Genomic DNA, 14463 nt, shown 5'->3' with positions numbered 1-14463 from the left:
GAGGCATTCGCCTTTACCGTGGACACCACGCTGAGCCTGCCGGTTATCGATCTGACCGATGCGTCCGACAGCGGCGCGGATATGACCGACAACATCACCAATAACACTACCCCGGCCTTTACCCTGAGCCAGATTGACGCGGACGCGGTGACGGTCGAGGTGCTGATCAACGGCACCGTGTATCCGGCCACCAAAGAGGGCGATGTCTGGAGCTTCACCGCGCCGGCACTCGCCGACGGTGACTACAACGTACAGGTGCGGGTCACCGACGACGCGGGCAACGTCGCGACCTCCGGGGCGCTTGACGTGACGGTGGACACCGCCATATCCGCACCGCTGATTACCCTGAGCGACGACACCGGCGTGGCGGGGGATAACCAGACCAATGACACCACGCCGGGCTTTGCGATCGCGACCGACGCGGACGTGGTGACGGTGCTGGTCAGCATTGACGGCGGCGCGGCGCAGGCGGCGGTGCGGGACAGCGCCGGACAGTGGCACTTTGCGGTGTCTGCCGCCCTCGCTGACGGCGAACACAACCTGGTGGTGACGGTGACGGATACTGCCGGTAACCGCACGTCCGGTGAGGCATTCGCCTTTACCGTGGACACGACGCTGAGCGTGCCGGTTATCGATCTGACCGACGGTTCAGATACCGGTGCCGGCACCACCGACAACATCACCAATAACACTACCCCGGCCTTTGCGCTGAGCCAGATTGACGCGGACGCGGTGAGAGTCGAGGTGCTGATCAACGGCACCGTGTATCCGGCCACGCAGACCGGCGGGATATGGAGCTTTACCGCGCCGGAACTGACCGACGGCGACTACAGCGTGCAGGTGCGGGTGACCGACGACGCGGGCAACGTGGCCACTTCCGGGGCGCTGGACGTGACGGTGGACACCGCGATTTCTGCGCCAGTAGTCACCCTGAGTGACGACACCGGCGTGACGGGCGACAGCCAGACCAATGACACCACGCCGGGCTTTGCGATCGCGACCGACAGTGATGTGGTAACGGTCACGGTCAGCGTGGACGGCGGCGCGGCGCAGGCGGCGGTACAGGACAGCGCCGGACAGTGGCACTTTGCGGTGCCTGCCGCCCTCGCTGACGGCGAACATAATCTGGTGGTGACGGTGACGGATACTGCCGGTAACAGCACGTCCGGCGAGGCCTTCGCCTTTACCGTGGACACGACGCTGAGCCTGCCGGTTATCGACCTGAATGACGGTTCAGATACCGGCGCGAGCACCACCGACAACATCACCAACAACGCCACCCCGGCCTTTACCCTGAGCAACGTTGACGCCGACGCGGTGAGGGTCGAGGTGCTGATCAACGGCACCGTGTATCCGGCCACGCAGACCGGGGATAGCTGGAGCTTTACCGCGCCGGAACTCGCCGACGGTGACTACAACGTACAGGTGCGGGTCACCGACGACGCGGGCAACGTCGCGACCTCCGGGGCGCTGGACGTGACGGTGGACACCGCGATTTCTGCGCCAGTAGTCATCCTGAGCGACGACACCGGCCTGGCGGGCGACAACCAGACCAATGACACCACGCCGGGCTTTGCGATCGCGACCGACAGCGACGCCGCGACGGTGCTGGTCAGCGTGGACGGCGGCGCGGCGCAGGCGGCGGTACAGGACAGCGAAGGGCAGTGGCACTTTGCGGTGTCTGCCTCACTGGCTGACGGCGAACATAACATGGTGGTGACGGTCACGGATACTGCCGGTAACAGCACGTCCGGCGAGGCATTCGCCTTTACCGTGGACACCACGCTGAGCCTGCCGGTTATCGATCTGACCGATGCGTCCGACAGCGGCGCGGATATGACCGACAACATCACCAATAACACTACTCCGGCCTTTGCGCTGAGCCAGATTGACGCGGACGCGGTGAGGGTCGAGGTGCTGATCAACGGCACCGTGTATCCGGCCACGCAGACCGGCGGGATATGGGGCTTTACCGCGCCGGAACTGACCGACGGTGACTATGCTGTGCAGGTGCGGGTCACCGACGACGCGGGCAACGTGGCCACTTCCGGGGCGCTTGACGTGACGGTGGACACCGCCATATCCGCGCCGGGGGTCACCCTGAGCGACGACACCGGCGTGGCGGGCGATAATCAGACCAATGACACCACGCCGGGCTTTGCGATCGCGACCGACAGTGATGTGGTAACGGTCACGGTCAGCGTGGACGGCGGCGCGGCGCAGGCGGCGGTACAGGACAGCGCCGGACAGTGGCACTTTACTGTACCGTCGGCCCTCGCTGACGGCGAACACAATCTGGTGGTGACGGTGACCGATACTGCCGGTAACAGTACGTCCGGTGAGGCATTCGCCTTTACCGTGGACACCACGCTGAGCCTGCCGGTTATCAACCTGACCGATGCGTCCGACAGCGGCGCGGATATGACCGACAACATCACCAATAACACTACCCCGGCCTTTACCCTGAGCCAGATTGACGCGGACGCGGTGACGGTCGAGGTGCTGATCAACGGCACCGTGTATCCGGCCACGCAGACCGGCGGGATATGGAGCTTTACCGCGCCGGAACTGACCGACGGTGACTATGCTGTGCAGGTGCGGGTGACCGACGACGCGGGCAACGTGGCCACTTCCGGGGCGCTTAACATGACGGTGGACACCGCCATATCTGCGCCGGGGGTCACCCTGAGCGACGACACCGGCGTGGCGGGCGACAACCAGACCAATGACACCACCCCGGGCTTTGCGATCGCGACCGACAGTGATGTGGTGACGGTCACGGTCAGCGTGGACGGCGGCGCGGCGCAGGCGGCGGTGCAGGACGCGGCCGGACAGTGGCACTTTACTGTGCCGGCGGCCCTCGCTGACGGCGAACATAACATGGTGGTGACGGTCACGGATACTGCCGGTAACAGTACGTCCGGTGAGGCATTCGCCTTTACCGTGGACACCACGCTGAGCCTGCCGGTTATCGATCTGACCGATGCGTCCGACAGCGGCGCGGATATGACCGACAACATCACCAATAACACTACCCCGGCCTTTACCCTGAGCCAGATTGACGCGGACGCGGTGACGGTCGAGGTGCTGATCAACGGCACCGTGTATCCGGCCACCAAAGAGGGCGATGTCTGGAGCTTCACCGCGCCGGCACTCGCCGACGGTGACTACAACGTACAGGTGCGGGTCACCGACGACGCGGGCAACGTCGCGACCTCCGGGGCGCTTGACGTGACGGTGGACACCGCCATATCCGCACCGCTGATTACCCTGAGCGACGACACCGGCGTGGCGGGGGATAACCAGACCAATGACACCACGCCGGGCTTTGCGATCGCGACCGACGCGGACGTGGTGACGGTGCTGGTCAGCATTGACGGCGGCGCGGCGCAGGCGGCGGTGCGGGACAGCGCCGGACAGTGGCACTTTACTGTGCCTGCCGCCCTCGCTGACGGCGAACACAACCTGGTGGTGACGGTGACGGATACTGCCGGTAACCGCACGTCCGGTGAGGCATTCGCCTTTACCGTGGACACGACGCTGAGCGTGCCGGTTATCGATCTGAATGACGGTTCAGATACCGGTGCGAGCACCACCGACAACATTACCAACAACGCCACCCCGGCTTTTACCCTGAGCAACGTTGACGCGGACGCGGTGACGGTCGAGGTGCTGATCGACGGCACGGCCTACCCGGCCACGCAGACCGGCGGGATCTGGGGTTTTACCGCCCCGGAACTCGCCGACGGCAACTATGCTGTGCAGGTGCGGGTGACCGACGACGCGGGCAACGTCGCGACCTCCGGGGCGCTGGACGTGACGGTGGACACCGCCATATCCGCGCCGCTGATTACCCTGAGCGACGACACCGGCGTGGCGGGCGATAACCAGACCAACGACACCACACCGGGCTTTGCGATTGTTACCGACGCGGACGTGGTGGTGGTGACGGTCAGCGTGGACGGCGGTGCGGCGCAGGCGGCGGTGCAGGACGCGGTCGGGCAGTGGCACTTTGCGGTGCCTGCCGCCCTCGCTGACGGCGAACACAATCTGGTGGTGACGGTGACGGATACTGCGGGCAACAGCATTGCCGGCGACGCCTTTGCCTTTACTGTGGACACCACGCTGAGCGTGCCGGTTATCGACCTGACTGACGGTTCGGATACCGGCGCACTCGCCTCGGACAACATTACCAACATCGCCACCCCGGCCTTTACCCTGAGCAACGTTGACGCGGACGCGGTGACGGTCGAGGTGCTGATCAACGGCACCGCCTACCCGGCGACAAAAGAGGGCGATGTCTGGAGCTTTACCGCGCCGGAACTGACGGACGGTGACTACAACGTGCAGGTGCGGGTGACCGACGACGCGGGCAATACCGCGACCTCGGCGGCGCTGGATATCACGGTTGATACGACCATTTCTGCCCCGGTTATCACGCTGAGCGACGACACCGGCACGGCGGGCGACAACCAGACCAATGACACCACGCCGGGCTTTGCGATCGCGACCGACAGTGATGTGGTGACGGTCACGGTCAGCGTGGACGGCGGCGCGGGGCAGGCGGCGGTGCGGGACGCGGCCGGACAGTGGCACTTTACGGTGCCATCCGCACTCGGTGACGGTGAGCACAACCTGGTAGTCACGGTGACGGATATTGCGGGCAACAGCATTGCCGGCGAGGCGTTTGCCTTTACCGTCGACACCACGCTGAGCCTGCCGGTTATCGATCTGAATGATGGTTCAGATACCGGTGCCAGCACCACCGACAACATCACCAACAACACTACCCCGGCGTTTACCCTGAGCAACATCGACGCGGACGCGGTGGCGGTCAGCGTGCTGATCGACGGCACGGCCTACCCGGCCACGCAGACCGCCGGTGTCTGGAGTTTTACCGCGCCGGAGCTGGCGGACGGTGAGCACAGCGTGCAGGTGCAGGTCACCGACGACGCGGGCAACGTGGCGACTTCCGGGGCGCTTAACATGACGGTGGATACCGCTGTTGCACCGGTCACGCTTGTACTAAACGCCGAGTCTGATACAGGTGCCAGCAACAGCGACGGCGTGACACATGATGCCACCCCGACGTTTACCTTCAGTAATATTGCGGCAGATATGGCCAGCCTGACACTGGTGCTCAGTAACGGGGCTGAATACATCATTGATCTCAGCAACGGGAACAGTTTTACGCTGCCGGTTTCTCTGGCAGACGGTGTTTATACGGCAACCGCAGTGATTACCGATGTCGCAGGCAATACGGCATCCAGCCCGGTCAGCTTTACGGTGGATACCCAACTGACCGTCCCCGTGATTGATCTGGCTGAAGCATCCGACAGTGGCAGGTATTCGACAGATAATATTACCCGCGATACCACCCCGGCCTTTGTGTTGAGCAGTATCGATGCCGACGTGGTGACCGCAGAAGTTCTGATCAACGGCACGGCCTATCCGGCGACCAAAGAGGGCGGCCTCTGGGGCTTTACCGCCCCGGTACTGGCAGACGGCGATTACAGTGTGCAGGTGCGGGTAACTGACATGCAGGTAATACCGCCACTTCCGTGGCACTGAATATGACCGTCGATACGGCGATTAATGCACCGGTCATTACGCTAAGTGATGATACCGGTACATCAGGGGATAACCAGACCAACGACACCACGCCGGGCTTTGCGATTGTTACCGACAGCGACGCCGCGACGGTGATGGTCAGCGTGGACGGCGGTGTAGCACAGGCGGCGGTGCAGGATGCCGCCGGGCAGTGGCACTTTACGGTGCCATCCGCGCTCGGGGACGGTAACCATAGCCTGTCAGTGACGGTCACTGATCTGGCCGGTAACAGCAGCGCCAACTCACTGGATTTCACCATCGACAGCCAGCTGTCAGTGCCAACGTTGGCCCTTAACAGTGAAGATGATTCCGGTTTCAGTAATACGGATAACCTGACGAATAATACCCGCCCGACGTTCGCTATTGGCAATATTGATGCGGATGTGGTCAGCGTGGTGATATCGCTTAATGGCAAAAGCTGGCCTGTGACCATTTCACAGGGCGCGGGCACTTTCACGCTGCCTGAAGCACTGGCTGATGGCTCGTATACCGTGCAGTTAACGGTGACGGATGATGCGGGCAATGAAAAAATCATTACCACGCCGCTGCAGATTGATACCGTGACAAGCGTTGAGGGTATTGTACTCAATGATGACACCGGTGTACTGAATGACTGGCTGACGAATGTCACCGGCCCGACATTTACCCTTTCCGCCCCGGCAGATGCACAAACCGTGGCGGTATCAGTCGATGGTGGTGCAGCAATCCAGGCTACCTACAGTGAAGGCGGCTGGGTTATCAATCTGCCTGACGGGTTAAGCGATGGCGAGCATACACTGCAGGTCACGGTAACGGATAAGGCCGGAAACACCGCGCAGAGGGACCAGATTTTTGCTGTGGATACCACGCTTGAACCGCTGGGTGTGGATATGCTGAATCAGGACGACTCCGGTACAGTTGACGATAACATTACGCATGTGACTACCCCGCGCTTCAGCCTGACAGGAGTACCGGAAGATGTATTCGGTATTACCGTAAGTCTCAATGGTGCCAGTTATTCCGTGACACCTCAGTCCGATGGCAGCTGGGTGTTTATGCCTCCGGTCGCACTGGATGACGGCGAATACCAGCTTTTAGCGGTTGTCACGGATAATGCGGGTAATCAGCGTACCACCTCGTTCAGCTTCGTTATTGATACTTCAGTCTCTATCGACAACATCACATTGCTCAACGACACAGGGGATTCTTCTACCGACAGTATTACCAATGCCGGGCAGCCGCATTTTAACGTCACCACCTCGGACGACGTAGTCACCATGACGGCAACCATTAATGGCATTGCCTGCAATGTCACGCAAACGGCCACGGGGATATGGTCAGTCACGTCCCCGGTATTGACTACTCCGGGAGATTACACCCTGACAGTCAATGTGACTGATGTGGCGGGCAACCAGACAACATCGACTAAAACCATTACGTTTGATAACCAGTTATCGCAACCCGTGGTTTCTTTCGTGACCGGCGATGATACCGGTTATGATACGAATGACCATCTGACGGGCAAAAATCGGCCGGGATTTGTTATCACAAACATTGATGATGACGTCACCGGTATGAGCGTTGTTCTCAATGGTAAAACCACCCAGATTTATGCAGACGGGACCGGAAACTGGACATTCACACCAGACCAGGTACTAAATGACGGAACCTACACACTGTCCGTCAATCTGCATGACCGTGCCGGTAATACCAGCAGCAAAGATTTTACCTTTACGGTCGACACCACGGTCGCGAAAGCCATCATTACAATGGATGAGCAATCGGATACGGGTGACAGCCAGACCGATCACCTCACCAATAACCGATCCCCTGAATTCACCTTCACCAATATTGATGCAGACGTCTACAAAGTTCAGGTAGTGCTTAATGGCACGACCTATGAGGTGAGCAAAGATCCGAAGGATGCCTGGCACTGGACCGCACCGGAACTCGCGGCAGGTACGTATACATTAAGCACGATCGTGACTGATAGAGCGGGTAACCAGAGTACGGAGTCGATGACTTTTGTCATTGATACTTACGTACAAATCGACAGTATCCAGATGTCTGCTGACACCGGTTACGCTGACAACGATCACCTGACGTACGATCCCCGTCCTGATTTTACTATTCAGGTCTCTGACGATGTTTCACACGTTTATGTTTCTCTGGATGGCACCACGCCGGTTGAACTGACCAAAACTAATGGCGAGTGGATCTTCTCCTGTCCGGCTGAACTCTCAGATGGCGCGCACGCGGTCAACGTTCAGGTCATTGATGCCGCAGGGAACACCGCATCTCAGCAGGTTGATTTTGTTGTCGATACCACGCTCATGCCGGTCACCATCGATTTACGTGATGAGGATGATTCAGGCAACAGCAGCGTGGATAACTATACCCGTAATACTCAGCCGGTCTTTCTGTTCCAGGGCATTCCTGCGGATGCGCACAGTATGGTGGCAGTCCTCGACGGGCAACGTTACGAGATCGACCTGTCACTGTCGCCGGTGAGCTTTATGCCGCCAGCCTCGCTGCAGGATGGCAGCTACACCCTTGAGGTGGAGCTGACGGATAATGCCGGTAATACCGCAGAGTCTTCCATCATCTTCAACGTCGATACACAAACATCGGTGAGTGTAGATTTTGCTGCCGGTGATGACACCGGTCGCTCAGATAATGACAACTGCACAACGCAGAATATGCCAACCTTTGATATTGCGGTGCCTGAAGATGTCACCACCGTTCTGGTGGCGTTAGATAACGGTACGCAGACGTCCATTCTGAAAGACAGTTCAGGTAAATGGTTATTCACTACGCCGGTGCTCACTGATGGGGTACACAACATCGTGGTATCGGTGACCGATCGAGCCGGTAATACCGCCCAGACTACGCTCGACTTTACGGTGGATACGACACTGAATATGCCACTGATTGATCTGATCAGTGACAGCGGTTACCTCACTAACGACAATCTGACAAATGATGCCACGCCGAAATTTGAAATATCCAACGTGGATAGCGATGTCTGGTCCGTGGTGGTCTTGCTCAATGGCAAATCTTATCCGGCAAGCCGCGTGGACGGAACATGGGTATGCCAGATCCCGGATGCCGATGCACTGAGTGATGGCAACTATGTGGCAGAAGTAAGAATCGAAGATCAGGCCGGTAATACGCGTTCAGGCTCGTTAAACTTCATTATCGATACGGTTTGCCCTTCACCGGTTGTCTCGCTGAGTGATGCCGACAACAGTGGTGATAAGGGTGATAACATCACTAATGTTGCGCAACCTCGTTTGATCATCAGCGACATGCCTGGAGATATTTATCAGGTCAGCGTGACGCTGGGCGGAGAAACATGGCAAATCGAGCCGCAGGCGGGGGGCTGGGATGTCCCGCAAAGTCTGGCAGACGGAACCTATTCCGCCGTGGTCAGCTTCACCGATAAAGCCGGCAATACCAGTTCAACGACCTACAGTTTTGTCGTCGATACCACCGTGCAGTCACCGGGGCTGGTGCTGCTCGATGATACCGGCAGCAATGTGACCGATAACCTGACCAATGTCACCGCACCGAGATTTGAAATTACGGCAGCGGAACCGCTGGTTTCAGTCAGGGCCACGCTTAACGGTATTACGGTCAATGTAGAGCAACAGGATGGCCGCTGGATATATACGGCAGAAAGCCTTGCCGATGGCAGCTATACCCTGCAGGTCGAATGGGTTGATATTGCGGGTAACCATGTGACGGATGATCTGACGTTCACGGTTGATACGCAAATTCCAACGCCGGTGATCGATCTGAGCACGGACAGTGATTCAGGTAGCTCTGCGTCAGATAATATTACCAACGATCCTCAGCCTGTCTTTGTGATCAGCAACGTACCGGATGATGTTGATTCGATCAGGGTGAACATTAATGGTACGAGCTACATCGCCACCATGAATAGCGCTGACCAGTGGACCGTTCGCCCCAATAACCTGCCGGATGGAGAGTATACCGCCACGGTCATCATGACCGACAACGCGGGTAACCAGGCTGAAAACAGTATCAGTTTCGTGATAGATACGCAGATCGCCTTGTCGATGGAAATGGATCCGGCGTCAGATACCGGCGTTTCATACACTGATCATCTGACCAAGGATGTGTCCCCGACTTTTTCAGGCAACACCGAAAGCCATGCGCAGATAGTCATCAGTATCAAAGACAATAGCGGGACGGTCATGCAGACCGTTGAGCAGCAGGCGAATGCGGACGGTAGCTGGAGTTTCACTGCGGCTGATCTGGCTGACGGGCAGTATACGATTAGTGTGCGGGCCACTGACGTCGCCGGTAACTCGACCGAACAAAGTATGAATTTTGTCATTGATACGCTGGTTGCCACGCCGACTCTCGGGCTGACGGAATCTGATGCCAATAACTCCCATGAAGCGCTGGGGCTGGCACCTGAATTCAGCGGCATGGCAGAGGCGGGCTCAAATCTGTCGATTAAAATTGATGGCATGACAGTCGCCAGTGTCACGGTGTCGGCAAACGGGACCTGGGCCTGGACGCCGCCAAGTTCCTTCCTTTCCGGGGACCACGTGATTGCCGTCACGGCCACAGATAAAGCCGGAAATATTTCCTCGGAAACATCCTTTAGCTTCATTATTCCGGTGGTCGATCTTGATCCACCGACGGTGATGTTAAGCAATGATACAGACAGCGGCTCACTGGGTGATTTTATCACCAATAATACGAAGCCCGTGATCACGGGGATTACCCTGCCGGGCGTGACAGTCACGCTTTATATCAATGGCGTGGTCGTTGGCGCAGCACAAAGTGACTCCACAGGTCGTTACAGCTATGAGCTGCCGGTAATGGCTGAAGGCACTTACAGCCTGCAGGCAAGCATTATCGACCCGAACAGTCAGGAAGCGCTGCTTTCAGACAGTGCAAACCTGGTGGTTGATACGCACGTAGAACCTTTGGAATGGTCGATTTCCGGCATGACCGATGAAGGCTATATCAGCGACAACACCCCGACGGTAAGCGGGATATCCGAGCCTGGGGCGAAAATTAAAATTTATGTTGATGGCAAATTTGTCATTGAAACTTCGACGTCCAGTGACGGAACCTGGTCGGTCAGGCTTCCTGTCATTGGCAACGACGGTTCGCATGAGATTGCTTTTACCGTCAATGATCTGGCGGGAAATACGATGCAGATCGACCCGACGCCCCTTATTCTGGACTCCTATATCTCTCCGCTGACCCTTACTCTGCGGGAAAGTGACGATACGGGCAGCAGTTCAACCGACCTGATCACCAATAAAACCACGGTGAATCTGGAAGGGGTGGCCGAGGCCGGTGCGGTGCTGACTCTTTACGGAAAGGATGGCTCGGTACTGACCACATTAACGGTGGGAGACGACGGACAGTGGAGTTACAGCGTTGAACTGAGTGAAGGGGCCAATACGTTCATTGCGGTAGCTGAGGACAGTGCAGGTAACAAAGTCCAAAAAGACATTATTATTCAGTGTGACACGCATAACAGTATCAGTGATGTGGCGCTGGCCCGTGAGAGCAACAGTGGCGATATCGGTGATATGGTGACCAACGATAAGACGCCAACCTTATCGGCCATGACCGATCCGGGCGCTTCGGTGGATATTTATGTCAATGAGGTGAAAGTCGCCACGGTTGTCGCTGACGCCTCGGGGCTGGCCAGTTATACCTTGCCGGAAAGCGAGGACGGTAACTACAACGTGAAGTTTATCTCCACCGATGCGGCAGGAAACACCGTCACCAGTGCCACCTCCGTTGTGGTGATTGATACCGCGGTGAGCGGGTTCGAGATGACTGCGCCACCGGAGCTGATTAATTCCCGTGCTCTGGAACTGACCGGGACCGGGGAAATTAACTCAACGGTTACGATACGGGTGAACGGTGCGGTTATCGGCCGTGCGTCGGTTGATGCCGAAGGTAACTGGAATATGCCGGTCGTGCTGGGGGAAGACGGTGAATATATTATTTCGGCTACCCTGACCGATATCGCAGGGAATGTTGTGGCGGGTGAAGATTATCCGGTGACGCTGGACAGCCATACCGATTATCCCACCATTTCGCTTAATGATGAGACTAACTCCGCATCGAAGGGCGACAATATCACCAATATTAACCCGCCTGCCTTCCACGGGACGGCGGAAGCGGGCGCGACAATCAATATCTTGGTTGATGAAGTGATGGTAGCAACCACAGTCGCTGACGCTGACGGAAACTGGTCATGGGCCTACCCCGGCACCATGAATGACGGTGAATACTCTGTGCGTGTTATTGCAGAGGATGTGGCGGGAAATACCGCCGAGTCAGCCCGTATCCTGGTGACGGTTGATACCGAGACAGACATTCAAATCCAGGGAATGGCCAACGACGGGGGTTACTATGCCAACGACTATTATACCGATTCTACCCGGCCGACCTTTAATATCACCGGCGAAAAAAACCAGCCAGTATCGGTCTACATTGATGGTGAGTATGTAGAAACAATTACGCCGGGTTCGATCAATTCAACCTATACCGTGCCGGCGGATCTGGACGATGGTTCGCATTCTATTCGTTTTGAAATAACAGATGCGGCAGGGAATACGGCGTCGACCGAGTCCCGTAATTTCACCATCGATACCGTCAATGATACGCCAATCGTGTTGACGACGATCAACGGTCAGCCTGTTGAGACAATCACCGTTGGGGACGTGACTTATCTGACGGATATCACCACCAACGCCACCCTGACCGGGAAGGCCGAAGCCGGAAGTTACCTGAGTATTACGGTGAACGGGTTAACGGTTAATCAGTTCTGGGTCGGGGAAGATGGCAACTGGACGGCCAGCATCAATAAAATGGTGCTTCAGGATGGTGAACTGAATATTAAATTCAATTCGACCGACAAAGCCGGTAATGGGAAAGAAACCAGCATGGTGATTGTTGTTGATACCCGCATTGACGCATTCAGCGTCAATGTTGAAGACAATAAATCCACCATCGCTGACAAATGGGCGCTGAACAACCAAAACGTCACCTTCTTTGGTCGCGGGGAGGCTGGCTCGACGGTGACTGTGTTCCTGGCGGGTGTAGCGGTTGCTTCCGTGATGGTTGCGGCCGATGGCACATGGGCAATGGAGCCGACCTCGCTGGCTGACGGGAATTATTCCCTGAGCTTTAAAATTGAAGATCCCGCAGGCAATACCCAAATCATCAGTCACGATGTCACCATTGATACCCAGGCACCGGCTGTGCCGGTGGTTGATACCTCGGCCTTTATTGACGGCAGTGGTCTGTGGGTCATGTCCGGGACTGCTGAAGCGGGCAGTAAGTTAGTGGTTGAAGATGAAACAGGGAAGGTTATCGCCAGCGTCACGGCGGACAGCAACGGCAACTGGAGCACGGTGTTTAATTATCCTGATGGCGGGAAAGTAACCCTCCATGCTGAAGATGCGGTGGGTAACATCAGCCCGGACGTGACTTTTGATGAGATGCGTGCGGTGCCAGCCCTGACGCTGGATATTGCCTCCGACAGTGGCATTATCGGCGACATGATCACCAGCAACACTATGCCGACGCTGTTGCTGCAAAACATCGAAAGTGATGTCACCCAGGTTGTGGTCACGCTAAACGGACAGAGTTATAACGCGCTACAAAGTGGTCAGGGCATCTGGAGCCTGACATTTACCGAACCGCTGCCGGAAGGCCGCTGGTCCGTCATGGTCACCGCAACGGATGCCGCCGGTAACAGCCAGTCTGCGACAGTGATACTGGAGATTGATCAGTCTCTGTCATTACCGGAGGTGGTGCTGGACGGAATGTCTGACACGGGTAGCGTGGGCGATATGCTCACCAATAACGCGACGCCGACACTGATATTGCAGGACATTGATGCGGATGTTACGCAGGTTATCGTGACCATCAACAGCCAGACCTATAACGCGGTGCAGGGGGAAGAAGGCGGGTGGAGCCTGACGTTGCCGGATGCGCTGCCAGAAGGCACCTGGCCGGTAACGGTCACGGTGACGGATGATGCGGGCAACAGTCAGACCACCGTGACTGAACTGACGATTGACCAGTCGCTCTCGGTGCCTGTGGCAGCGATGGAATCCGATACCGGCGGTGATCACATTGTGAATGACAACACGCCAGGCTTTATTTTGACTGACGTTGATGCCGATGCCGACAGCGTGACGGTTAACGTTAATGGTAACAACTATGATGCGCTTAAAAGTGATGACGGCGAGTGGAGCTTTACGCCACCTGAGCCTCTGACAGACGGTGAGTATCAATTAGTGATAACAACGACCGATGTAGCAGGCAACGTTAGCCACAGCGAACCTTTTGATTTTATTATCGATACGCAGATTGACACTTTTGACGCCCGGCTGGTTAACAATGAAGGCGATCAGCCTGATGAATGGCGCAGTGAAAGTCATACGCTCGACATTGCCGGACAGGGTGAAGCCGGGGCGACGGTATCGGCGAGCATTGATGGCGGTGAAGCCATCAATATTCAGGTGGATGAACTAGGGGACTGGTCATTACAGATGAGTGACATTGCCGATGGTACGCACTCACTGCAATTGGGCATTGTGGACAAGGCCGGTAACACACAACAGATCGAGTACAGCGTTACCGTCGATACGTCGTCGGCTCTGCTCATGGCAACGATGCAGGATGAACCTGAAAGCGATACAAACGATTCAGTAAGTCATGATCAGGCTGCTGCAGTCATGAGTGCTGAAATAATGACAATCACACCTATTGATAATACGACACATGATGATCAGCAGGTCGATCACCCGTAATTAACATGCCTCTGCTGTGGGTACAGCAGAGGTTTTTTGAGTAACA

The 14463-nt window shown here is 57.0% G+C and carries 2 protein-coding genes; both read left to right on the top strand.

Features of this window, described 5'->3' with window-relative positions; all coding sequences use genetic code 11:
- Positions 1-18 precede the first annotated feature (18 nt).
- Positions 19-5571, top strand: coding sequence for an Ig-like domain-containing protein (locus ACOZIO_RS21130; protein WP_421595680.1), 5553 nt, complete (start codon positions 19-21; stop codon positions 5569-5571).
- Positions 5572-5573: 2 nt separating this feature from the next.
- Positions 5574-14417 carry an Ig-like domain-containing protein gene (locus ACOZIO_RS21125; RefSeq protein ID WP_421595679.1) on the top strand — a complete coding sequence of 2948 codons (8844 nt, stop codon included), beginning with the start codon at positions 5574-5576 and terminating at the stop codon, positions 14415-14417.
- Positions 14418-14463 lie beyond the last annotated feature (46 nt).

Source organism: Rahnella sp. PD4, assembly GCF_049199325.1.
GTDB classification, from domain to species: Bacteria; Pseudomonadota; Gammaproteobacteria; order Enterobacterales; family Enterobacteriaceae; genus Rahnella; species Rahnella perminowiae.
This window is presented reverse-complemented; position numbering and strand designations above follow the sequence as displayed.